Below are 25,540 nucleotides of genomic sequence, written 5' to 3' on the forward strand. Positions count from 1 at the left end.
ATTTTATCATTGTTATTGCGGATTAACTAACTGTTTTTTCTGCTGTTCTTTACCCGCTAAAAGGTGAACGAGCACTGTTTTTTCCTCGTTAGTAAGTCCTTCAGCTCGTTCTTTAGCAATAAGCATTTCAATATCCCGCTCAATGGCTTGAATATTTAAGCGGCGATAGTTTTGTGAAAATGCATTGATTATTTCTGCTTCGTCTAATAAATGATCCCAAGTTGCCAGTATTTCAAGAGGATTGCTGTAAGGCGTATCACGGAAGTGCTCTAAAATCTGCCCTGTCGTAATCCCTTCTCGTTGGCGACAAAGTGCGGTCAATTTTTCCAGAATTTCAAAACCAGCTTCTGCACGTAATGCTTGCACACCGCTTTCAGACATTCTTTTCACTAATTCAGGATTTTGAAGAAGCAATGAAATGACCATTCGCATTGGTGTCTTCTTGATTTTATTATTAGCAACTTTTTGTTGTGTGTCAGTTTGTTCTAATTGTTTTGGAATAAGATTTTCTAGCTGAGTTTGATCAAAAATCCCAAGTTTCTGAGCAAGCATATTGCGTAGTGATAAGCGCAGCATTTCCCCTGGAATTTGGCGAATTAACGGTGCAGCCAGAGCAACTAATTTTCCGCGCCCTTCTTTGCTAGAAAAATCAACTTGTGGGCTTAAGTGAGCAAACATAAACTCGCTTAAAGATTGTGCACTTTCGATATATTCTTCAAATTTTTCTTTGCCATATTGGCGAATGTAAGTATCAGGATCTTCTCCCTCTGGTAAGAAAATAAATTTGAGTTGTCTGCCATCTTCTAAATAAGGCAACGCATTTTCTAATGCTCGCCAAGCCGCATCACGCCCTGCACGGTCACCATCGTAACAACAAACAACTTGCTCAGTCGAACGAAAAATAAGTTGAATTTGTTCTGATGTTGTGGACGTACCTAAAGAAGCGACCGCATAATCCACGCCAAATTGTGCTAATGCCACCACATCCATATAACCTTCAACAACAAGTAATTGTTTTGGTTCATCGTTGGCTTGTAAGGCTTCATACAAACCATAAAGCTCGTTACCTTTATGATAAGTAATGGTTTCTGGCGAATTCAGATATTTCGGTTTTTCATCTGTTAATACCCGCCCTCCAAAAGCCACTGTGCGCCCACGTTTATCGCGAATTGGAAACATAATGCGATTTCGGAATTTATCGTAAATATTGCCACGATCATTTCGAGAAAGCATGCCTAATTCAATGAGTTTTTGTTGTTCTTCGCGATTGACACCAAATTTACGCAATACCGTATCCATTGCATTCGGTACAAACCCAATTTGGAAACGCTCAATAATTTCAGCCGAAAGCCCACGTTGTTGTAAATATTCTTGCGCTTGCGTATTTAATGGCAATTGGCTTTGATAAAACTTGGCAATCTCTTGCATTAATTCATAGAGATTTCGTTTGGTTTGATAATTAGCTTGAGGTTTCCCGCTGTTATTAGCGCGTTTTTCGTAAGGAACTTCAAGCCCTGCCATCGCTGCAAGTTCTTCAATAGCCTCTACAAATTCAAGTTTGTCATAATCCATTAAAAAGGAAATGGCATTACCATGTGCGCCACAGCCGAAGCAATGATAAAACTGTTTCTTTTGACTAACCGTGAAGGATGGTGTTTTTTCGTGATGGAAAGGGCAGCAGGCTTGATAATCGCGGCCAGCTTTTTTTAGTTTTACGCGCGTGTTAATCACATCGACAATATCGGATTTTGTTAGCAAATCATCAATAAAGGGGCGTGGAATAGAACCTTTCATTGTCGAGCCTCCGTGATCGTGGTGTGAAAGTGCGGTCGTTTTTGGCGTAGATTTTTGTTTTGCTTAAAGTAACAAAACCGTGAGTCCAAAGGATTCACGGTTTGTCTTAACTCGAGTCAGAAAATACTATAAATTAGTATAAACGGGTATTGCGCGCGTTTTCGCGAGCGTTGCGTTTTGCGTGACGTTTTGCAAGTGTTGCATTTTCACGTTTACGAATTGTAGTTGGTTTTTCGTAAAATTCGCGAGCGCGTACTTCAGCTAAGATTCCCGCTTTTTCGCAAGAGCGTTTGAAACGACGTAAAGCTACGTCAAATGATTCGTTTTCACGTACTTTAATTACAGGCATAAGCCAATCACCTCAATGAGTTTAATTTAATTGCAATTTAAAATTTTATTTTCACCAAAGCACCACTGTGCAAATGGTAAATTTAATAAAGGACGCAATTCTAATCTACTTTTAGGGAAAAAGTAAAGGAAAGAATGCCAATTCACCTTAATATTTGTGGTTTCAACTGGTTAAAACCGCTTAAACAGGGTAAAATCGCGCAACATTTTAGGTAATAAATTAAGAAAATCAATGAAAATCTTAGGCATTGAAACCTCGTGTGATGAAACGGGCGTAGCAATTTATGATGAAGAAAAAGGATTAATTGCTAATCAACTTTATACTCAAATTGCCCTACATGCAGATTATGGTGGTGTGGTTCCTGAATTAGCATCGCGCGATCATATTCGTAAAACAGCTCCTCTCATTAAAGCTGCGCTAGAAGAAGCTAGGTTAACGGCAAGCGATATTGATGGCGTGGCTTATACGAGTGGTCCTGGGCTTGTCGGCGCATTGCTCGTCGGCGCTACGATTGCGCGTTCTTTAGCTTATGCGTGGAATGTCCCAGCGATTGGAGTTCATCATATGGAAGGGCATTTACTTGCGCCAATGCTTGATGAAAACTCACCGCACTTTCCTTTTGTTGCTTTGTTGGTATCGGGTGGTCATACTCAATTGGTACGTGTAGATGGTGTAGGAAAATATGAAGTGATTGGTGAATCCATTGATGACGCTGCAGGTGAAGCCTTTGATAAAACAGCAAAATTACTTGGACTAGATTATCCTGGTGGCGCGGCACTTTCTCGTTTAGCAGAAAAAGGCACGCCAAATCGTTTCACATTTCCACGTCCAATGACAGATCGTGCAGGCCTTGATTTTAGTTTTTCTGGTTTAAAAACGTTTGCTGCGAATACGATTAATCAAGCAATTAAAAACGAGGGTGAACTAAAAGAGCAAACTAAATCAGATATTGCTTATGCTTTCCAAGATGCGGTGGTGGATACCCTTGCTATTAAATGTAAGCGCGCATTAAAAGAAACTGGCTATAAACGTTTAGTGATTGCGGGGGGAGTGAGTGCAAATAAAAAACTCCGAGAAACGCTTGCGCACTTAATGCAAAATTTAGGTGGTGAAGTGTTTTATCCTCAACCTCAATTTTGTACAGATAATGGTGCCATGATTGCTTACACAGGTTTTTTACGTTTAAAACAAGGTCAGCATAGCGATCTGGCTATTGATGTTAAGCCTCGTTGGGCTATGACGGAATTACCAGCAATTTAGGAGAAAAAATGGCGAAACTCTACTTCTATTACTCCACAATGAACGCTGGAAAATCAACGACGTTGCTACAATCTTCCTATAACTATCGTGAGCGCGATATGAACACAGTAGTTTATACGGCTGCGATTGATGACCGTTTTGGTGTGGGGAAAGTCACATCGCGTATTGGCATTTCGCAAGATGCTTTTTTATTTCGCTCGGAAACCAATTTGTTTGATGAAATCAATGAGCACTTAAAAAAAGAAAAAGTGCATTGTGTGCTGGTGGATGAAGCTCAATTTCTTAGCAAGCAACAAGTTTACCAGTTGAGCGATGTCGTCGATAAACTCAAAATCCCTGTGCTTTGTTATGGCTTGCGTACAGATTTCCAAGCGGAACTTTTTGAAGGAAGTAAATATTTACTGGCTTGGGCAGATCAACTCGAAGAATTAAAAACAATTTGTTATTGTGGCCGTAAGGCTAATTTTGTTTTGCGCTTAAATGATCAAGGCGAGGTTATTAAAGAAGGCGCGCAAATTCAAATTGGCGGCAATGACTCTTACCTTTCTGTTTGCCGTTTACATTATAAAGAAAAGTGCGGTCAACTTTAAATTAGTTTTCAAACACAACACTATAAGGATAATTTTATGTTACAGAATAAAACATTTGGGAGTGCACTAATTATTGCAGGCACAACCATTGGAGCAGGTATGCTTGCTATGCCGCTTACATCAGCGGGCATGGGCTTTGGTTATACCGTGTTATTGCTCGTTGGCTTGTGGGCTTTGTTGGTTTACAGTGGATTGTTGTTTGTAGAAGTGTATCAAACAGCGGATCAGTTGGATGATGGTGTTGCCACGCTAGCTGAAAAATATTTTGGCGTTCCGGGACGAATTTTAGCAACGTTGAGTTTGTTAATTTTACTTTATGCGCTTTCAGCCGCTTATATTACGGGTGGTGGATCTTTACTTTCAGGTTTGCCAACTGCTTTTGGAATGGAGGCGATGTCGCTTAAAACCGCGATTATTATCTTTACTGTGGTATTAGGTTCTTTTGTCGTTATAGGAACGAAAGGCGTGGATGGTTTAACTCGCGTGTTATTTATTGGTAAGTTAGTCGCCTTTGCTTTTGTGCTATTTATGATGCTTCCCAAAGTATCAACAGATAATTTAATGGCATTGCCTTTGGATTATGCTTTTGTGGTTTCTGCTGCACCGATATTTTTCACCTCTTTCGGTTTCCACGTCATTATGGCGAGTGTAAATAGCTACTTAGGTGGAAGTGTAGAAAAATTTCGTCGTGCTATTTTGATTGGTACCGCGATTCCATTAGCCGCTTATCTTGTATGGCAGTTAGCAACTCATGGTGTATTAAGTCAAAGTGAATTTGTGCGTATTTTACAAGCTGACCCAACGCTAAATGGTTTAGTGAATGCAACACGTGAAATCACAGGTTCTCATTTTATGGGGGAAGTAGTGCGCGTGTTCTCATCACTGGCTTTAATTACTTCATTCTTAGGCGTAATGCTTGGTGTGTTTGAAGGCTTAGGTGATTTATTCAAACGCTATCATTTGCCAAATAATCGCGTTGTATTAACCATTGCCGCATTTTTACCGCCACTTGTATTTGCATTGTTTTATCCTGAAGGATTTATTACTGCATTAAGTTACGCTGGTTTGTTGTGTGCGTTCTATTGCTTAATTTTACCAATTGGCTTGGCATCGCGTACACGTATTGAAAATCCAACATTGCCATATCGTGTTGCTGGCGGTAATTTTGCTTTGGTGTTTGCGTTATTGATTGGCGTGGTGATTATGGTCATTCCATTTTTAATTCAATGGGGATATTTACCGGCCGTAGCGGGGTAATGTGAAGAAAAGTAACTCAATGTGGTTCTTTTTATAGATAAAAGTGCGGTGAAAAATTTCAGTTTTTTGATAATAAAAATAAGCTCAAAATTAACCGCACTATTTTAGAAGATAATAAGTCATATTTCAGTTGCTTTAAAAATTACAATTTATCTGAATGATGAATCATCACAAAGCGTTCCCAAAGCTGTTCTTCGGTTTCTTGATGTTCAGGATCGGGCTTAATACAGTTAGTGATTGGGCAAACTTTTTGACAGGTTGGGGTATCGTAATGGCCGACACATTCTGTGCAAAGTACAGGATCGATCACATAAATCTCATCGCCAATGGAAATGGCTTCGTTCGGGCATTCTGGTAAGCACATATCGCAGTTGGTACATTTGCTAGTGATGAGTAATGCCATTGTGATCCTTAATAGAAAGTTGAAAGCCGCGAATTATAGCCGACAAAAACTTGATTGACAAAAACTAAACAAAATTTATGAAAAAATTCACTTCCACCCTTTCTCTTATTGTCCTCGTTGTATTAGCAATTTGGCAATATTTTACCGATTCAACCAAAACTAAAAATCAATTACCTTCTCCTACAATCGAACAGGCTAAGCAAACAAAAGCATCTGAGCCTAAATTTGAGACAAATCGGACGGATATTGAGAAAAGTGCGGTGAAAAATCCGAATGTTTTTGCCAATTATGATGTGATTATGCGTGATGATCCTATCGGGCAAAATGCAAAGGCGCCTGTCGATTATTATATGTTGGCATTATCTTGGTCACCTGGATTTTGTGATATTCAGCGTGAAAAATATGGTAATCAGCTGCCTTCCTCTTCTCAATATCAATGCGGAAATAACCGCGCTTTAGGTTGGGTCGTTCATGGGCTGTGGCCTCAAAATGCGAATGCACTTTCAGTGACGGATCATCCACGTTTTTGCAAGGGCGATTTACCCGCATTGCCAAAAGATTTATTAGCACAATATTTGGCTATTTCACCCGGTGAACAATTATTACAAGGAGAATGGGAAAAACACGGCAGCTGCGCGTTTGATTCTGCCCAGCAATATTTTGCTAAGGAGCAGGAATTATTTAGCTCATTAAAATTACCGAATCAAAATTTAAGCCGTAATGAACTTTTTCGTTGGATGAAACAACATAATCCACAATTAAAAAATGCTTATTTAGGTGCAAGCCGAAACGAATTATTCATTTGTTATGATAAAAAATGGCAGGTAATGAATTGCCAAAGCAAATAAGAATTTCTTTGATCTAAATCGTTACAACCTAGCGCGAAGTAGGTATAATACGAAAAGTTTTCAATTTTAATTTTAACTTAACAAGAGGATAGATTATGTCAGTAATCAAAATGACCGATTTAGATTTAGCCGGTAAACGTGTATTTATCCGTGCGGATCTTAATGTGCCAGTAAAAGATGGCAAAGTGACCTCAGATGCGCGTATTCGTGCGACCATTCCTACTTTAAAATTAGCCTTAGAAAAAGGCGCAAAAGTGATGGTAACTTCTCACTTAGGTCGTCCAACTGAAGGTGAATTCAAACCAGAAGATTCTTTACAACCAGTTGTTGATTACTTAAAAGATGCAGGTTTTAATGTTCGTTTAGAACAAGACTATTTAAACGGCGTAGATGTTAAAGAAGGCGAAATTGTTGTTTTAGAAAACGTACGCGTGAACAAAGGTGAAAAGAAAAACGATCCAGAATTAGGTAAAAAATATGCCGCACTTTGCGATGTATTTGTAATGGATGCTTTTGGTACCGCTCACCGTGCGCAAGCTTCAACTTATGGTGTCGCAGAATTTGCACCAATCGCTTGTGCAGGTCCATTATTAGCTGCTGAGTTAGATGCATTAGGTAAAGCATTAAAAGAGCCTGCTCGTCCAATGGTGGCTATTGTTGGTGGTTCTAAAGTTTCCACTAAATTAGAAGTATTAAATTCTCTTTCAAAAATCGCTGACCAAATTATTGTGGGCGGTGGTATTGCAAATACTTTCATTGCGGCAGCAGGCCATAATGTAGGTAAATCTTTATATGAAGCTGATTTAATTCCAGTTGCGAAAGAATTAGCAGCAAGCACAGATATTCCTGTGCCAGTTGATGTGCGTGTAGGTTTAGAATTCTCTGAAACGGCAGCAGCAACAGAAAAATCAGTGACTGAAGTGAAGGATGAGGAATCTATCTTCGATATCGGTGATAAATCTGCAGAACAATTGGCTGAAATCATCAAAAATGCAAAAACCGTTTTATGGAATGGCCCAGTTGGTGTGTTTGAGTTCCCTAACTTCCGTAAAGGGACTGAAATCATTTCTCACGCAATTGCAAATAGCGATGCATTCTCTATCGCAGGTGGCGGTGATACTTTAGCGGCTATCGATTTATTCGGTATTGCAGACAAGATCTCTTACATTTCAACGGGTGGCGGCGCGTTCTTAGAATTCGTAGAAGGCAAAGTATTACCAGCAGTAGAAATTCTTGAAAAACGTGCGAAAAACTAACCGCACTTTTCCTATGTGACATATCGATGGCGATCATTAAAAATGTCGCCATCAATAAAAAGTCAAAAAAATTCTCCAATTGTGGGTTTGTCCCGCTAAACATAAAAAGGAAACACAAGTATGGCTAAATTATTAGATATCGTGAAACCTGGTGTCGTAACAGGTGAAGATGTGCAAAAAATCTTTGCTTATGCAAAAGAGCATAACTTTGCTATCCCAGCAGTAAACTGCGTGGGTTCTGACTCAGTTAATGCCGTGTTAGAAACTGCTGCACGCGTAAAAGCGCCAGTTATTATTCAATTTTCTAACGGTGGTGCGGCGTTTTATGCGGGTAAAGGTATTAAACCTGCAAGCGGTGCTCGTCCTGATGTACTTGGTGCGATTGCTGGAGCGAAACACGTTCATACTTTAGCTAAAGAATACGGTGTTCCTGTTATTCTTCACACTGACCACGCAGCGAAAAAATTACTTCCATGGATTGATGGTTTACTTGACGCAGGTGAAAAACACTTCGCAGAAACTGGCCGTCCATTATTCTCTTCTCACATGCTTGACCTTTCTGAAGAGCCAATGGAAGAAAATATGGCAATCTGCCGTGAATACCTTGCTCGTATGGATAAAATGGGGATGACCCTTGAAATCGAAATCGGTATTACTGGTGGTGAAGAAGATGGCGTAGATAATTCTGGTGTTGATGAGTCTCGTTTATACACTCAACCATCTGACGTGCTTTATGTTTACGACCAATTAAATCCAGTAAGCCCTAACTTTACCGTTGCTGCTGCATTCGGTAACGTACACGGTGTTTACAAACCAGGTAACGTAAAATTAAAACCATCTATTTTAGGTGCATCACAAGAGTTCGTTGCGAAAGAACGTAATCTTCCTGCAAAACCAATTAATTTCGTATTCCACGGCGGTTCTGGTTCTAGCCGCGAAGAAATCCGCGAAGCAATTAGCTATGGTGCAATCAAAATGAACATTGATACCGATACTCAATGGGCATCTTGGAATGGTATTTTGAATTTCTATAAAGCAAATGAAGCTTATCTTCAAGGTCAATTAGGTAACCCAGAAGGTCCAGATGCACCAAACAAAAAATACTACGATCCACGTGTTTGGTTACGTAAAATGGAAGAATCTATGTCTAAACGCTTAGAACAATCTTTCGAAGACTTAAATTGTGTTGATGTTTTATAATCCACAAAAATAACATAAAATACGACCGCACTTTCAAGTGCGGTTTTTTTATTTTAGCGGAGAAATTATGGAAAAGATCTTAGTTATTCGTAACGATAAATTAGGCGATTTTATGCAAGCATGGCCCGCTTTTGCTATGCTGAAGTTATCGAATCCTTCTTTAAAATTAACCGCTCTTGTTCCGAGTTACACTGCGCCTTTAGCGGAAGTTTGTCCGTTTATTGATCATGTCATTATTGATAGCAAAAAAAATGATAAAACGGATTTCAAACGTCTTGTGCAGGAAATCAAAGCGCAGCAGTTTGATGGAATGATTAGTTTTTTTTCCAATACCCATAATGGAAAACTCGCTTGGAAAAGTGGGATTAAATATCGTCTCGCGCCAGCAACGAAATGGGTTCAAATTCTCTATAATCACCGCCTAATACAACGTCGTTCTCGTTCTGAAAAATCGGAAGCTGAATACAATCAAGATTTAGTCCGCGCTTTTTTGCACAAGCATAATATGCCAGTTGTTGAACCTAAACCGCCTTATTTAACCTTTGAGAAAAGTGCGGTGGAAAATCAACGTGTTTTCTTGCAAGAGAGTTTAGGACTTTCCGCAAATAAAAAATGGATCTTTGTACATAGCGGTTCTGGTGGTTCAGCTACGAATCTTTCTTTAGCGCAATATGCGGATTTAATTAAAGGCTTATTGGCTGAGTTTGATTGTAATGTTGTGCTGACTGCAGGACCTGGCGAAAGTGAAAAGGCCCATGAGTTAGCTAATCTAGTTAATGATTCACGCGTAGTTATTTACGATAAGAATAAAGGTTTAGTGGATTTTGCGCATTCTTTGGCTTGTGCGGATTTATTTATTGCGGGATCTACTGGTCCATTGCATTTGAGTAGTGCGTTTAATATTCCAACTATCGGATTTTATCCAAATAGTCGTTCTTCTCAGCCGAGACGCTGGAAACCGATTAATGATGTCGATAAGCATCTTGCATTTTGTCCACCCGCGGGAAAAGAGACTCAAATGAATCTAGGTTTAATTTCAATAAATAATGCTTTAGTAACCATTTTCCCCTTTGTGAGAAAAATGTGGGCATTGAGCAATGATGTTTAAGCAAATCTGAACTATCCATCCTATACTGGCGGCAAAAATAATTGTCCCTAAACCGACGGTGCCACCAAGGATAAACCCTAGAATACAAACAAAGATTTCAATGCTTGTTCTGACGATGCTCACTTTTAAATAAAATCTTTGACAGAAACCAACCATTAATCCATCCCTTGGACCCGCGCCTAAATGGCAGGTAAGATATAGGGCTGTGCCTAAGCCATAAAGTAATAAGCCTACCGTACCATATAATAGTTGTTCTGCTAATGAGCTTGGTGTGGCCAGTATTTTTGTTGTGAGACCAAGGAAAAAAGCAATAATAACGATATTAAGTAGAGTGCCCAATCCTAATCGAAGTTTTAGTGGAAACCAAGCTATCATTACGATACAACTGATAAAAAATGATGCCCAACCGATGCTCATATTAGTTTGTATTGCAATGCCTTGTGAAAGCACCGTCCAAGGTGTTGAACCTAAATTCGAAAGCACGATTAATCCATCGCCGATACCAAGGATTGATAAGGCAAAGATCAAAACTGACAATGTTTTGATGTCCAACGACCAAAGAGATGTCGCCGCCCAAGATGTATGGGGAATAACACGTACTTTTTTCTTCATAAAATATCCTTTTAATTCTTGCCATAATAAAAGGAAATGTAGAAAAAATGAAACAATTTAATGTTCTATTTTAGAACTGTATCTTATAGAAATACATGACTATTTGTATCAATATTAATTTCTAAAACTGTGATCTTACTCACATTTTGAAAATTGTTTAATATCTCTCCATTTCGTACAATATGCCCAATTCTTAATGGGAGAAAATTATGTTAGCAACACTTCAAGATATTCTCGATACGGTTAAAGCCAATAATCTGACTTATCATCAAAAATTAATGACATTAGGCAATATTGCTGAGCGTTTATTTGATCCTCGCGATTTGCTTGGCTATACCGATGAAGAATGGGGCTTTTTACAGAATCAGATGATTTGTGATTTATGTGAAGGTTACGCTATTTATCGTCCTCGCTATATCCTGCCTGATTACAATGTGTATATCCAAAAAGGCTGCGAATTTTTAGAGTTGCCGCCACCAAAAGATCTGGATGAAGCACTTGATGGATTATTGATTCTTTATTCCCACGTGCCATCCATTACAACTTATCCTGTTTATGTTGGTCGTCTTGATGTATTGCTCGAACCTTTCATTACTGATGAAGAAAAAGACTATATAAAAATTAAACGTTTCTTAAATCATATCGACAAAACTGTGCCTGATTCATTTTGTCATGCCAATATTGGGCCTTATGATACGAAAGCGGGTCGCTTGATTTTACGTGCAGTGATTGAGCTTGAAGCGCCAACACCGAATATGACCATTCGTTATGATAAATCCAAAACGAGCCGTGAGTTTGCTGAACTTGCAGCAAAAGCCTGTTTATTAGTTTCCAAACCATCTTTTGCGAACGATGCCTACTATATTTCTGATCTAGGTGAAGAATATGGAGTAGCAAGTTGCTATAACGCACTGCCTGAATGTGGCGGTGCCTACACATTAACACGTTTACGTCTAGGGACGATTGCTCGCGCGTGTAAAAGTGCGGATGAAATGCTGAATGAATTATTACCACGTGTGGCGAAATGTGCTCTTTCAACCATGGATAAACGCCATAAGTTTGTAGTGGAAGAAAGTAATTTCTTTAACAGTTCATTCCTCGAAAAAGAAGGCTTTATCAAACGCACTAATTTTACGGGGATGTTCGCAATTGTGGGCTTGGCAGATGCAGCAAACCACTTATTGCAATGTGAAGGCTTAAATGAAACCTTTGGTAAGAGTGCTCGCGGTGATGAAATTGCGACAGCAATTATGGATAAACTTAAAGAAATCACTGATGCTCATGAAGGGGTTTATGCTGAACGCACTGGCAATCGTTATTTATTACATGCGCAAGTTGGCGCAAGTAACCACGAAGAAGACAAACGTAACGCACCGGCTCACCGTATTCGTGTAGGCGAAGAACCAACGTTACTTGCACATTTAAAACAGTCTGCCCCGTTCCATAAGTATTTCCCATCTGGTACAGGGGATTTATTCGCATTTGATCAAACCTATGTAGATCACTGCGATGCGGTGGTGGATATTATTGACGGTGCATTCTCTTTAGGCTATCGCTACATTACCACCTATTTGAAAAATACGGATTTAATTCGCGTTACAGGTTATTTAGTGAAGAAAAGCGAAGTTGAAAAATACCGTAAAGGCGAAGTCGCATTACGCGATACAACCTGGTATGGCTCAGGTACGGATGAATGTGCCAACGTGTTTGATCGCCAATTACGCGATGAAAAAGATGTTACCGCTGAAAAATAATTGGAAAAATGACCGCACTTTCTGAGATTCTTGTGCCGTTGCATCGGATTATTCCTTTTTCAAATGTAGAGGGACAAGGCAATCGTTCGAGTATTTTTCTGCAAGGTTGCAAGTTAAATTGCTTGTATTGCCATAATCCAGAAACTATTCCTCGTTATACGGAAAATGCGAAATTGGTTAGTTTGCAGTATTTGTATGAACAGGTTATGGAGGCGGTTCCATTTATTCGAGGTGTCACAATTTCAGGCGGTGAACCGACTATCCATCATAAAAAACTCGTCCCGCTATTTGAGGCTTTACGTTCGCAAGGATTAACCTGTTATTTGGATAGTAGTGGCTTTTTTGAGTTTGATCGTATTCGTTCGTTAATTGATGTCACTGATAAATTTTTATTTGATCTGAAAGGAGAGGGCGCTGGTTTACAAACGCTTTGTTTTGACCGACAAAATCAAACAGGAATTGTGCCACAGCAAGTGATACCACAACGTTTACACATAAAAAACGATAAACTGGAGCGAAATTTACAAAATTTGGCTGCCTTGTTACCGTTAAATAAAGTGGAAGAAGTGCGGTTAGTTTTTTTAAAGCATTTTTTTGATGCTGAACATTTAGTGGGAAAAGTTGCGCTACTTTTACGAAATTATCCTGATGTGGCATTAAAAATTATCCGTGTGCATAGTAAAGGTGCGCGCGATGAAACTGGGTTATCAACGCACATTCCAAGTGCGGAAGAAACTAATGCATTGGCTGCTTATGCGCGTCAATGTGGAATTAACAAGGTTTTGACTATTTTGTAGTCGCTTACAAGAAAGTGCGGTGAAAATTCGCCGACTTTTTGTGAGAAAACAAGTAGAATAAGCCGATTTTTTTATTAACTTAACCAATCTAGGGGAATCAAATGAGTGTGTTAAGCAGCATTTTGGGAATGGTCGTATTAATCGCTATTGCCGTGTTACTTTCCAATAATCGTAAAGCGATTAGTATCAGAACCGTGCTCGGGGCGTTAGCAATCCAAGTTGGATTTGCCGCCCTTATTTTATATGTGCCAGCAGGTAAACAAGCACTTGGTGCAACTGCTGATGCCGTATCAAATGTTATTGCTTACGGTAACGAAGGTATTAACTTTGTATTTGGTGGTTTAGCTGATCCAAGCAAACCTTCAGGTTTCATTTTTGCAGTGAAAGTATTACCAATTATTGTGTTCTTCTCTGGCTTAATCTCAGTGCTTTATTATCTTGGCATTATGCAAGTGGTAATTAAAGTATTAGGTGGTGCATTACAAAAAGCATTGGGTACGTCAAAAGCAGAATCCATGTCAGCTGCTGCGAACATCTTCGTAGGTCAAACTGAAGCACCATTGGTGGTTCGCCCTTACATTAAAAATATGACCCAATCTGAATTATTTGCCATCATGGTGGGTGGTACGGCGTCTATCGCGGGTTCAGTAATGGCGGGGTATGCTGGAATGGGCGTGCCATTGACATACTTAATCGCTGCGTCATTTATGGCGGCTCCAGCAGGTTTGTTATTTGCGAAATTAATGTTCCCACAAACAGAACAATTCTCTGATAAACAACCAGAAGACAATGATTCAGAAAAACCAACTAACGTACTTGAAGCAATGGCGGGCGGTGCGAGTGCAGGTATGCAACTTGCGTTAAACGTAGGTGCAATGTTAATCGCATTCGTTGGTTTAATTGCATTAATTAACGGTATTTTAAGTGGCGTTGGTGGCTGGTTTGGCTATGGCGACGTAACTTTACAATCTATCTTTGGTTTAGTTTTCAAACCATTAGCATATTTAATCGGTGTAACTGACGGCACTGAGGCCGGTATCGCAGGACAAATGATCGGGATGAAATTAGCCGTTAACGAATTCGTAGGTTATCTTGAATTTGCAAAATACTTACAACCAGATTCTGCGATTGTATTAACTGAAAAAACTAAAGCAATTATTACTTTCGCACTTTGTGGTTTTGCTAACTTCAGCTCAATTGCAATCTTAATCGGTGGTTTAGGTGGAATGGCGCCAAACCGTCGTAGTGATGTGGCACGTTTAGGCTTGAAAGCGGTAATCGCAGGTACTTTAGCAAACTTAATGAGTGCAACGATTGCTGGCTTGTTCATCGGACTTGGTGCTGCAGCGCTTTAATTCTCGGATAAGTGCGGTGAAAAATGACCGCACTTTTTATTTTTACATTTGAAAAAAGGAAGGAAAATTATGACTCCACATATTAACGCGCCTGAAGGTGCATTTGCTGATGTTGTTTTAATGCCAGGCGATCCACTTCGTGCAAAATACATTGCAGAAACGTTTTTGCAAGATGCAGTAGAAGTAACAAATGTTCGTAATATGCTTGGTTTTACTGGGACTTATAAAGGTCGTAAGATTTCTATTATGGGCCACGGTATGGGGATTCCATCTTGCTCTATTTACGCGAAAGAATTAATCACTGAATACGGTGTGAAAAAAATTATCCGTGTAGGTTCTTGTGGCGCTGTTCGTATGGACGTAAAAGTACGTGATGTGATTATCGGTTTAGGTGCATGTACTGATTCAAAAGTAAACCGTATTCGTTTCAAAGATAACGACTTTGCAGCTATTGCTGACTTCGATATGGCACAAGCCGCTGTTCAAGCTGCAAAAGCAAAAGGCAAGGCTGTTCGTGTCGGTAACTTATTCTCGGCAGATTTATTCTATACGCCTGATGTTGAAATGTTCGATGTAATGGAAAAATACGGCATCTTAGGCGTGGAAATGGAAGCTGCCGGAATTTATGGTGTGGCTGCAGAATATGGTGCGAAAGCCTTAACGATTTGTACTGTGTCTGACCATATTCGTACACATGAACAAACCACAGCAGAAGAACGTCAATTAACATTCAATGATATGATTGAAATTGCGTTGGATTCAGTATTAATTGGTGATGCACAATAATTTCTTATAGTGGATTTAAGAAGTGCTTGAAAAACAACCGCACTTTTTATATAATCCGCACCCATTATGAGCCGTTCGCGGCTCATATTTTTGTGTGGTGCAATGAATGTTGTACTGAAAATTATCGGGGAGCTATTTAATAGCGTTATTACCCAATTAGAGGAAAACTAAAATGGCAAAAAAAGTCCAAGCCTACGTTAAGTTGCAAGTTGCAGCTGGTATGGCAAACCCATCACCACCAGTTGGTCCTGCATTAGGTCAACAAGGTGTGAACATCATGGAATTCTGTAAAGCATTTAACGCTCGTACTGAGAGCTTAGAAAAAGGTTTACCAATTCCGGTTGTTATCACTGTATATGCAGACCGTTCATTTACTTTCGTAACTAAAACTCCACCAGCAGCAGTATTATTGAAAAAAGCTGCAGGTATCAAATCTGGTTCTGGTAAACCGAACAAAGATAAAGTGGGTAAAGTAACTTTAGATCAAGTTCGTCAAATCGCTGAAACTAAAGCAGCAGATATGACTGGCGCGACTATCGAAACCAAAATGAAATCAATTGCTGGTACTGCTCGCTCTATGGGCTTAGTGGTGGAGGAATAATACGATGGCTAAATTGACTAAAAAAATGAAAGCAATCAAAGCTGGCGTAGATTCTACTAAAGCATACGAAATCAACGAAGCGATCGCAGTATTAAAACAATTCGCAACAGCTAAATTCGTTGAAAGTGTTGACGTTGCAGTAAACTTAGGTATCGATCCTCGTAAATCTGACCAAAACGTTCGTGGTGCAACTGTATTACCACACGGTACTGGTCGTGAAGTACGCGTAGCTGTGTTCACTCAAGGTGCTAACGCAGATGCAGCTAAAGCAGCTGGTGCTGATTTAGTAGGTATGGAAGATTTAGCAGAGCAAATCAAAAAAGGCGAAATGAACTTTGATGTTGTTATCGCTTCTCCTGATGCAATGCGTGTTGTTGGTCAATTAGGTCAAGTATTAGGCCCACGTGGTTTAATGCCAAACCCTAAAGTTGGTACCGTAACACCAAACGTTGCTGAAGCAGTTAAAAATGCTAAATCTGGTCAGATCCGTTATCGTAATGATAAAAACGGTATCATCCACACCACTATCGGTAAAGCAAACTTCTCTGAAGTTCAATTAAAAGAAAACCTTCAAGCATTATTGGCTGCTTTAAACAAAGCAAAACCAACTACTGCTAAAGGTATCTTCATCAAGAAAGTAAGCATCTCTACTACTATGGGTGCAGGTGTTGCTGTTGATCAAGCTTCTTTATAATTTAAAGAATTGATAGATTTTAAACCGCACTTTTTGAAAGTGCGGTTTTTTATTTCATAAAATTTCTCCATAAGTTTTAAACTTGACGAGAAAGCTGCATTCATTTAAAATTTACCGCCTTAAAATTAGCAAAGATTTAGATTGATTTTTAATCAATTTTGACCTTTTATTGTTTAATTTAACCGTGTTTTTGATAGAAAGCACATCCATGCAATGGCAGATTCACCGTTATTTGTCGTTGTTTTGCTCAAGTTGTCGTCCTATGTAATTTGAGTTGTCACCCCACTACAGAAGTAAGGTTCAGAGTGCGGTCATTTTAACGGTCATTCACGTCACAGTTAGTTTGTGGCTAGGTCACTGAACAGTTAGCAGAGGAAAACCAATGGGTTACTCCTATTCTGAAAAAAAACGAATTCGTAAAGATTTCGGTAAACGTCCGCAAGTTTTAAATGTTCCTTATTTATTAACCATTCAGTTGGATTCTTTTGATAAATTTATTCAAAAAGATCCTGAAGGTCAGCAAGGTTTAGAAGCGGCATTCCGTTCTGTATTCCCTATTGTAAGCAATAATGGCTATACAGAATTACAATATGTAGATTATCGTTTAGAAGAACCTGAATTTGATGTACGTGAGTGCCAAATTCGTGGCTCAACTTATGCAGCGGGCTTACGTGTAAAATTACGTTTAGTGAGCTACGATAAAGAATCTTCTTCACGCGCAGTCAAAGATATTAAAGAAAATGAAGTTTATATGGGTGAAATCCCATTAATGACTGATAACGGTACCTTCGTAATTAATGGTACTGAGCGTGTTATCGTTTCACAATTACACCGTAGTCCAGGCGTATTCTTCGATTCTGACAAAGGTAAAACCCATTCTTCAGGTAAAGTGCTTTATAACGCACGCATCATTCCTTACCGTGGTTCTTGGTTAGATTTTGAATTCGATCCAAAAGATAACTTATTTGCACGTATTGACCGTCGTCGTAAATTACCGGCAACAATTATTCTTCGTGCATTAGGCTATACCACTGAAGAAATCTTAAACTTATTCTTCGATAAAATTACCTTTGAAATCGCTGGCGATAAATTATTAATGACTTTAGTGCCAGAACGTTTACGTGGTGAAACAGCTTCTTTTGATATTGAAGCAAATGGCAAAGTTTATGTTGAACGTGGTCGTCGTATTACCGCACGCCATATTAAAGCATTAGAAAAAGATAAAATTTCACAAGTCGTTGTGCCTTCTGAATATATTTTAGGTAAAGTTGCGTCGAAAGATTATGTTGATTTAGAGTCTGGTGAAATTATTTGCCCTGCAAACGGCGAGATTTCTTTAGAGACTCTTGCAAAATTAGCGCAAGCAGGTTACACCACGATCGAAACTTTATTTACTAATGATTTAGATTATGGTCCATATATTTCTGAAACGCTACGTGTAGACCCAACTTATGACAAAACCAGTGCACTTTACGAGATTTATCGTATGATGCGTCCAGGTGAACCACCAACACCGGAATCTTCAGAGGCGTTATTCAACAATCTATTCTTCTCTGCAGAGCGTTATGATTTATCTGCCGTGGGTCGTATGAAATTCAACCGCTCTTTAGCGATCGCAGAAGGTGAAGGTTCAGGCATTTTAAGCAATGAAGATATTATTGCGGTAATGCGTAAATTGATCGATATCCGTAATGGTCGTGGCGAAGTGGATGATATTGACCACTTAGGTAACCGTCGTATCCGTAGCGTAGGTGAAATGGCAGAAAACCAATTCCGTATCGGTTTAGTGCGTGTAGAAAGAGCGGTGAAAGAACGCTTATCTTTAGGTGATTTAGATGCAATCACACCACAAGACTTAATTAATCCAAAACCAATCTCTGCAGCGGTGAAAGAATTCTTTGGTTCTTCACAACTTTCGCAATTTATGGACCAAAACAACCCATTATCAGAAGTGACACACAAACGTCGTATTTCTGCATTAGGTCCGGGCGGTTTAACGCGTGAACGTGCTGGCTTTGAGGTACGTGACGTACATAACACTCACTATGGTCGTTTATGTCCAATTGAAACCCCTGAAGGTCCAAACATCGGTTTGATTAACTCCCTTTCTGCGTTCGCCCGTACTAACGATTACGGTTTCTTAGAAACCCCATATCGTAAAGTAGTGGATGGTCAAGTTACCGAAGAAATTGAATATTTATCTGCTATCGATGAAGCAAACTACATCATTGCGCAGGCAAACTCAAACCTTGACGAAAACAATCGCTTTAGAGATGCGTTTGTAACGGCGCGTGGTGAACGTGGTGAATCTGGTTTATATAAACCTGAAGATATTCACTATATGGACGTTTCGACACAACAAGTGGTATCTGTTGCGGCTGCATTAATTCCATTCCTTGAGCACGACGATGCGAACCGTGCTTTGATGGGTGCGAACATGCAACGTCAAGCAGTTCCAACATTACGTGCTGACAAACCATTAGTTGGTACAGGTATGGAAAAACCAATCGCACTTGACTCAGGTGTTGCGGTTGTTGCAAAACGCGGTGGTACAGTTCAGTACGTCGATGCTTCTCGTATCGTGATTAAAGTAAATGAAGATGAAACCATTGCAGGTGAAGCAGGTATTGATATTTATAACTTAATCAAATATACCCGTTCTAACCAAAATACTTGTATTAACCAAATTCCTTGTGTGAATTTAGGCGATCCAATCAATCGTGGTGAAGTATTAGCAGACGGTCCTTCGACTGATTTAGGTGAGCTTGCATTAGGTCAAAATATTCGCGTGGCGTTCATGCCTTGGAACGGTTATAACTTCGAAGACTCAATGTTAGTTTCTGAACGTGTTGTTCAACAAGACCGTTTCACTACTATCCATATTCAAGAATTATCTTGTGTTGCCCGTGATACCAAGTTAGGTGCAGAAGAAATTACGGCTGATATTCCAAACGTAGGTGAGTCAGCGTTAAGCAAACTTGATGAATCTGGTATTGTTTATGTTGGTGCAGAGGTTAAAGGTGGTGACATCTTAGTAGGTAAAGTAACGCCTAAAGGTGAAACTCAATTAACCCCGGAAGAAAAACTTTTACGCGCAATCTTTGGTGAAAAAGCATCTGACGTGAAAGATTCTTCATTGCGCGTACCAAATAGCGTAACGGGTACGGTAATTGATGTTCAAGTCTTCACCCGCGATGGCGTGGAAAAAGACAAACGCGCACTAGAAATTGAAGAAATGCAATTAAAACAAGCGAAAAAAGACCTTTCTGATGAATTGGAAATCTTGGAAGCCGGCTTATTCGCACGTGTTCGTAATCTTCTTATCTCTTGTGGTGTTGATGTTGCTCAATTAGATAAATTAGAGCGTACTAAATGGTTAGAACAAACCATTGCAGATGAAGAAAAACAAAATCAATTAGAACAGCTTGCAGAGCAATACGAAGAACTTCGTAAAGAGTTTGAACATAAACTTGAAGTGAAACGTAAGAAAATTATCAAAGGTGATGATCTTGCACCGGGCGTGTTAAAAGTGGTTAAAGTTTACCTCGCGGTGAAACGTCAAATCCAACCGGGTGATAAAATGGCGGGTCGTCATGGTAACAAAGGTGTTATCTCGAAAATTAACCCAGTTGAAGATATGCCATACGATGAGAATGGCCAACCAGTTGAGATCGTATTAAACCCATTGGGCGTACCATCTCGTATGAACATTGGTCAGATCCTTGAAACCCACTTAGGTTTAGCAGCGAAAGGTGTTGGTGATCAAATCAATGCAATGCTCAAACAAAAACAAGAAGTGGAAAAATTACGTGGTTATATCCAAAAAGCGTATGACTTAGGTAATGGCTCACAAAAAGTGGATTTAAGTACCTTCACAGATGAAGAAGTATTGCGTTTAGCTGAAAATCTACGTAAAGGTTTACCAGTTGCGACACCAGTATTTGATGGTGCAGCTGAAGCTGAAATCAAAGAGCTATTAAAACTTGGTGGATTACCAACTTCAGGTCAAATAACTTTATATGATGGCCGTACAGGTGAGAAATTCGAGCGTCCAGTAACCGTAGGTTATATGTACATGCTCAAATTGAACCACTTAGTTGATGACAAAATGCATGCTCGTTCAACGGGTTCTTATAGCCTTGTTACACAACAACCATTGGGTGGTAAAGCTCAATTCGGTGGTCAACGTTTCGGTGAGATGGAGGTATGGGCACTTGAAGCATACGGTGCAGCTTACACCTTACAAGAAATGTTAACGGTGAAATCGGATGATGTGAATGGTCGTACGAAGATGTATAAAAACATCGTAAGTGGTAACCAACACATGGACCCAGGCACACCGGAATCTTTCAATGTAATTATGAAAGAAATCCGCTCACTTGGTTTAAATATCGAGTTAGACGAAGAGTAATCAGTAGGGGAGTGAAGAATTTATGATTCACTCGCCTTACGAAAGAAAAATCGCCGAAGTGCGGTGGAAAAACATCGAAATTTTCAACCGCACTTTAAACCTTTAACTCCGACAGGAGAACATTTGTGAAAGACTTAGTTAAGTTTTTAAAAGCACAATCAAAAACCAGTGAAGATTTTGATGTGATTAAAATTGGGTTAGCTTCCCCAGATATGATCCGTTCTTGGTCATTTGGTGAAGTGAAGAAACCTGAAACCATTAACTACCGTACGTTCAAACCTGAACGTGATGGTCTTTTCTGTGCGCGTATCTTCGGGCCTGTAAAAGATTACGAATGTTTATGTGGTAAATATAAACGTTTAAAACACCGTGGTGTGATTTGTGAAAAATGTGGTGTTGAAGTTACCCAAACTAAAGTTCGTCGTGAACGTATGGGCCACATTGAACTTGCATCGCCAGTTGCACATATTTGGTTCTTAAAATCATTGCCGTCTCGTATTGGTTTACTTTTAGATATGCCATTGCGCGATATTGAACGTGTACTTTACTTTGAAATGTACATTGTGACCGAACCGGGTATGACTGATTTAGAGCGCGGTCAATTATTAACTGAAGAACAATACCTTGATGCTGAAGATCGTTGGCAAGATGAATTTGAGGCGAAAATGGGTGCTGAAGCGATTCAAGATCTCTTAAAAGGTATGGATCTTGAAGTTGAATGTGAAAAATTACGTGAAGAATTACAAGAAACTAACTCTGAAACTAAACGTAAAAAAATCACTAAACGCTTAAAATTATTAGAAGCATTTGTTCAATCTGGTAATAAACCAGAGTGGATGGTAATGACTGTATTACCAGTTCTTCCACCAGATTTACGTCCATTAGTGCCGCTTGATGGTGGTCGTTTTGCGACTTCAGATCTGAACGATTTATATCGTCGCGTGATCAACCGTAACAACCGTTTAAAACGTTTATTAGATTTAATTGCGCCAGATATTATTGTGCGCAACGAAAAACGTATGTTACAAGAATCTGTTGATGCATTATTAGATAATGGTCGTCGTGGTCGTGCAATTACGGGTTCTAACCGTCGTCCATTAAAATCATTAGCGGATATGATCAAAGGTAAACAAGGTCGTTTCCGTCAAAACTTATTAGGTAAACGTGTTGACTATTCAGGTCGTTCTGTAATCACTGTAGGTCCATACTTGCACTTACACCAATGTGGTTTACCTAAGAAAATGGCATTGGAATTATTCCGTCCGTTTATCTACGCTAAATTAGAAAGCCGTGGTTATGCAACGACAATCAAAGCGGCTAAGAAAATGGTTGAGCGTGAAGATGCGATCGTTTGGGATATTCTTGCAGAAGTTATTCGTGAACACCCAATTCTATTGAACCGTGCGCCAACACTTCACCGTTTGGGTATCCAAGCGTTTGAACCGATCTTAATCGAAGGTAAAGCGATTCAGTTGCACCCACTCGTTTGTGCGGCGTTCAACGCGGACTTCGATGGTGACCAAATGGCGGTACATGTTCCATTAACGCTTGAAGCTCAATTAGAAGCTCGTGCATTGATGATGTCAACCAACAACGTGCTTTCACCAGCAAACGGTGATCCTATTATCGTTCCATCACAAGACGTGGTATTAGGTCTTTACTATATGACCCGCGAAAAAGTGAACGGTAAAGGCGAAGGCATGTTATTGCAAGATCCTCGCGAAGCTGAAAAAGCATATCGTACAGGTGAAGCAGAATTACATTCTCGCGTGAAAGTACGTATTACTGAATATGTGAAGAATGAAGCTGGCGAATTTGATGCGAAAACCACGCTTACTGATACAACTATCGGTCGTGCGATTTTATGGATGATTGCACCACAAGGTATGCCTTATTCATTGTTCAACCAAACATTAGGTAAAAAAGCCATTTCTAAACTGATTAACGAAGCTTATCGTCGTTTAGGTTTAAAAGAAGCGGTAATGTTTGCTGACCAAATTATGTATACCGGTTTTGCTTATGCGGCACGTTCAGGTTCATCAGTTGGTATTGATGATATGGAAATTCCAGCGAAGAAATACGAAATTATTTCTGCTGCGGAAGAAGAAGTGGCAGAGATCCAAGAACAATTCCAATCAGGTCTTGTGACTGCAGGCGAACGCTATAATAAAGTAATCGATATTTGGGCAGCGGCAAATGAGCGCGTAGCGAAAGCGATGATGGAAAACTTATCTCAGGAAGAAGTCATCAATCGCGAAGGTAATCCTGAAAAACAAGCATCCTTTAACAGTATTTTTATGATGGCTGATTCTGGTGCTCGTGGTTCTGCAGCGCAGATTCGTCAGTTAGCTGGTATGCGTGGTTTGATGGCTCGTCCAGATGGTTCGATCATTGAAACCCCAATTACAGCAAACTTCCGTGAAGGTTTGAACGTATTACAGTACTTTATTTCAACCCACGGTGCGCGTAAAGGTTTGGCGGATACCGCATTAAAAACAGCGAACTCAGGTTATTTAACTCGTCGTTTAGTTGACGTAGCACAAGACTTAGTGATCGTAGAAGATGACTGTGGTACGCACGAAGGCTTAGTCATGACCCCATTAATCGAAGGTGGTGATGAAAAAGTTCCACTTCGTGAATTAGTGTTAGGTCGTGTAGCTGCAGAAGATATTTTAAAACCAGGTACAGAAGAAGTATTAATTCCTCGTAACACGTTATTAGATGAAAAACTCTGTGATGTGTTGGATGCAAACTCTGTAGACAGCGTAAAAGTACGTTCTGTTGTAACTTGTGATACTGATTTTGGTGTATGTGCGAAATGTTATGGTCGTGACTTAGCTCGTGGTCACCTCATCAACCAAGGTGAAGCAGTAGGTGTTATCGCTGCTCAATCTATCGGTGAGCCGGGTACACAGTTAACCATGCGTACGTTCCATATCGGTGGTGCGGCGTCTGCGGCAGCAAAAGAATCGAGTGTACAAGTTAAAAACACTGGTACATTACACTTAATGAATGCAAAATTCGTTACTAATGATGAAGGTAAATTAGTATTAACTTCTCGTAATACTGAATTAACTATTACCGATGCATTTGGTCGTACTAAAGAACACTATAAAGTGCCTTACGGTGCGGTGTTAAGCAAAGGTGACGGTCAAGATGTAACGGCTGGAGAAACTATCGCAAATTGGGATCCACATACAATGCCAGTTGTCTCTGAAGTATCTGGTTTTGTGAAATTCGTTGATATTATTGATGGCTTAACTGTAACGCGTCAAACCGATGAATTAACAGGTTTATCATCAATCGTGGTTCAAGATGTGGGTGAACGTGCTACTGCTGGTAAAGATTTACGTCCAACCATTAAATTGGTTGATGCAAATGGTAACGATATTTTCTTACCTGAAACTGATGTTCTTGCACAGTACTTCTTACCGGGTAAAGCAATCGTAAGTTTAGACGATGGCGCAGCAGTAAAAGTGGGTGAACCATTAGCACGTATTCCGCAAGAGTCTGTGGGTACTAAAGATATTACCGGTGGTCTACCGCGCGTTGCAGATTTATTTGAAGCACGTAAACCAAAAGAACCAGCTATCTTGGCTGAAATTTCTGGTATCGTGTCTTTCGGTAAAGAAACCAAAGGTAAACGCCGTTTATTAATTACTCCTGCGGAAGGCGAGACTTACGAAGAAATGATTCCAAAATGGCGTCAGCTCAACGTATTTGAAGGTGAAATGGTACAACGTGGAGACGTAATTTCTGATGGTGCTGAAACACCACATGATATTTTACGTTTACGTGGCGTGCGTGCAGTAACTGAATACATCGTGAACGAAGTACAAGATGTTTACCGCTTACAAGGGGTAAAAATCAACGATAAACATATCGAAGTTATCGTTCGTCAAATGTTACGTAAGGCAGTAATTACCAAAGCTTACGACTCAGAATTCCTAGAAGGGGAACAAGTCGAAGTTGCTCGCGTGAAAATCATCAACCGTCAACGTGAAGCAGAAGGTAAACCACCGGTTGAGTTTGAACGCGAATTATTGGGTATCACTAAAGCGTCTCTTGCGACTGAATCCTTCATCTCAGCAGCGTCGTTCCAAGAAACTACTCGTGTTCTTACCGAAGCAGCAGTGGCAGGTAAACGTGATGAATTACGTGGCTTGAAAGAGAACGTAATTGTAGGTCGTTTAATCCCAGCGGGTACAGGTTTTGCGTATCATCAAAGCCGAGTTAAAAATCGTCAAAAAGCGGCTGATTTAGCAACGTTAGCAGCGGAAGATGTAGCTTCTGCTTTCGCAAGTGATGCTGATATCGCTGATGAATTTGAAATGATCGCAGATGATGCTACACAAAATCTTGCTGCATTATTAAATTCAGAAATGGAAGATTAATTTTCCAAATGAGATGAAAAAAGCCCCGAAAGGGGCTTTTTTATTATAGCTACTCAAAGTTTGGTTATAAA

Annotated in this window: 19 protein-coding genes; 15 read left to right on the plus strand and 4 right to left on the minus strand. The window is 39.7% G+C overall.

The features are described 5' to 3' along the window. Positions 1-12: 12 nt before the first annotated feature. Both dnaG and rpsU read right to left on the minus strand, forming a co-directional pair. Positions 13-1,794, minus strand: coding sequence for a DNA primase (gene dnaG / locus LIX50_RS07600; RefSeq protein ID WP_048952885.1), 1,782 nt, complete (start codon positions 1,792-1,794; stop codon positions 13-15). 133 nt (positions 1,795-1,927) lie between these two features. Further along, positions 1,928-2,143, minus strand: coding sequence for a 30S ribosomal protein S21 (gene rpsU, locus LIX50_RS07605; protein ID WP_005627632.1), 216 nt, complete (start codon positions 2,141-2,143; stop codon positions 1,928-1,930). Between the two features lie 231 nt (positions 2,144-2,374). On the opposite strand from rpsU, the gene tsaD reads away from it, so the two are divergent. Genes tsaD through LIX50_RS07620 form a run of 3 tightly spaced genes read left to right on the plus strand, consistent with a single transcriptional unit; the run spans position 2,375 to position 5,250 of the window. Continuing rightward, the gene (gene tsaD, locus LIX50_RS07610; RefSeq protein WP_048952886.1) at positions 2,375-3,403 is read left to right on the plus strand and encodes a tRNA (adenosine(37)-N6)-threonylcarbamoyltransferase complex transferase subunit TsaD; all 1,029 of its coding nucleotides are present in this window, start codon (positions 2,375-2,377) and stop codon (positions 3,401-3,403) included. 8 nt (positions 3,404-3,411) lie between these two features. Then, on the plus strand, positions 3,412-3,993 hold the full coding sequence (locus tag LIX50_RS07615) for a thymidine kinase (RefSeq protein ID WP_046942645.1): 582 nt from the start codon (positions 3,412-3,414) through the stop codon (positions 3,991-3,993). Positions 3,994-4,029: 36 nt separating this feature from the next. Then, complete coding sequence (locus LIX50_RS07620; RefSeq protein WP_048952887.1) at positions 4,030-5,250, plus strand: aromatic amino acid transport family protein; 1,221 nt, start codon at positions 4,030-4,032, stop codon at positions 5,248-5,250. Between the two features lie 142 nt (positions 5,251-5,392). On the opposite strand, the gene LIX50_RS07625 is transcribed toward LIX50_RS07620, so the two are convergent. Continuing rightward, on the minus strand, positions 5,393-5,653 hold the full coding sequence (locus LIX50_RS07625; RefSeq protein ID WP_005627640.1) for a YfhL family 4Fe-4S dicluster ferredoxin: 261 nt from the start codon (positions 5,651-5,653) through the stop codon (positions 5,393-5,395). Between the two features lie 77 nt (positions 5,654-5,730). On the opposite strand from LIX50_RS07625, the gene LIX50_RS07630 reads away from it, so the two are divergent. From LIX50_RS07630 to LIX50_RS07645, 4 genes are all read left to right on the plus strand, one after another. Beyond that, a complete protein-coding gene (locus tag LIX50_RS07630) occupies positions 5,731-6,501 on the plus strand; it encodes a ribonuclease T2 family protein (protein WP_140523299.1) in 771 nt (256 codons plus the stop codon). Positions 6,502-6,596: 95 nt separating this feature from the next. Continuing rightward, positions 6,597-7,757, plus strand: coding sequence for a phosphoglycerate kinase (pgk, locus tag LIX50_RS07635; protein ID WP_048952889.1), 1,161 nt, complete (start codon positions 6,597-6,599; stop codon positions 7,755-7,757). A 120-nt stretch (positions 7,758-7,877) separates the two neighbouring features. After that, complete coding sequence (gene fbaA / locus LIX50_RS07640; protein ID WP_005639380.1) at positions 7,878-8,957, plus strand: class II fructose-bisphosphate aldolase; 1,080 nt, start codon at positions 7,878-7,880, stop codon at positions 8,955-8,957. Positions 8,958-9,024: 67 nt separating this feature from the next. Further along, complete coding sequence (locus LIX50_RS07645; RefSeq protein ID WP_048952890.1) at positions 9,025-10,065, plus strand: glycosyltransferase family 9 protein; 1,041 nt, start codon at positions 9,025-9,027, stop codon at positions 10,063-10,065. Here LIX50_RS07645 and LIX50_RS07650 read toward each other — a convergent pair. Further along, positions 10,009-10,677, minus strand: coding sequence for a YczE/YyaS/YitT family protein (locus tag LIX50_RS07650; protein ID WP_048952891.1), 669 nt, complete (start codon positions 10,675-10,677; stop codon positions 10,009-10,011). The two genes, LIX50_RS07645 and LIX50_RS07650, sit on opposite strands and share 57 nt — an antisense overlap. 209 nt (positions 10,678-10,886) lie before the next feature. Here LIX50_RS07650 and LIX50_RS07655 point away from each other — a divergent pair, with 209 nt between their 5' ends. The 8 genes from LIX50_RS07655 (at position 10,887) to rpoC (ending at position 25,469) form a co-directional block, all read left to right on the plus strand. Continuing rightward, complete coding sequence (locus tag LIX50_RS07655) at positions 10,887-12,431, plus strand: YjjI family glycine radical enzyme (protein WP_048952892.1); 1,545 nt, start codon at positions 10,887-10,889, stop codon at positions 12,429-12,431. A gap of 8 nt (positions 12,432-12,439) precedes the next feature. Beyond that, the gene (locus LIX50_RS07660) at positions 12,440-13,228 is read left to right on the plus strand and encodes a 4Fe-4S cluster-binding domain-containing protein (RefSeq protein WP_048952893.1); all 789 of its coding nucleotides are present in this window, start codon (positions 12,440-12,442) and stop codon (positions 13,226-13,228) included. A gap of 101 nt (positions 13,229-13,329) precedes the next feature. Then, a complete protein-coding gene (locus LIX50_RS07665) occupies positions 13,330-14,583 on the plus strand; it encodes a NupC/NupG family nucleoside CNT transporter (protein WP_005633049.1) in 1,254 nt (417 codons plus the stop codon). A 69-nt stretch (positions 14,584-14,652) separates the two neighbouring features. After that, positions 14,653-15,369 (plus strand): purine-nucleoside phosphorylase, encoded by a 717-nt coding sequence (deoD, locus tag LIX50_RS07670; protein WP_048952894.1) that lies wholly within the window; start codon positions 14,653-14,655, stop codon positions 15,367-15,369. Positions 15,370-15,541: 172 nt separating this feature from the next. Continuing rightward, complete coding sequence (rplK, locus tag LIX50_RS07675) at positions 15,542-15,970, plus strand: 50S ribosomal protein L11 (protein WP_005630840.1); 429 nt, start codon at positions 15,542-15,544, stop codon at positions 15,968-15,970. Between the two features lie 4 nt (positions 15,971-15,974). Further along, the gene (rplA, locus tag LIX50_RS07680; RefSeq protein ID WP_009500432.1) at positions 15,975-16,664 is read left to right on the plus strand and encodes a 50S ribosomal protein L1; all 690 of its coding nucleotides are present in this window, start codon (positions 15,975-15,977) and stop codon (positions 16,662-16,664) included. A gap of 382 nt (positions 16,665-17,046) precedes the next feature. Further along, a complete protein-coding gene (gene rpoB, locus LIX50_RS07685) occupies positions 17,047-21,075 on the plus strand; it encodes a DNA-directed RNA polymerase subunit beta (protein WP_048952895.1) in 4,029 nt (1,342 codons plus the stop codon). 125 nt (positions 21,076-21,200) lie between these two features. Further along, a complete protein-coding gene (gene rpoC / locus LIX50_RS07690) occupies positions 21,201-25,469 on the plus strand; it encodes a DNA-directed RNA polymerase subunit beta' (protein WP_048952896.1) in 4,269 nt (1,422 codons plus the stop codon). Positions 25,470-25,540 lie beyond the last annotated feature (71 nt).

The organism is Haemophilus sp. Marseille-P9675 (genome assembly GCF_916862695.1).
GTDB classification, from domain to species: domain Bacteria; phylum Pseudomonadota; class Gammaproteobacteria; order Enterobacterales; family Pasteurellaceae; genus Haemophilus; species Haemophilus haemolyticus_K.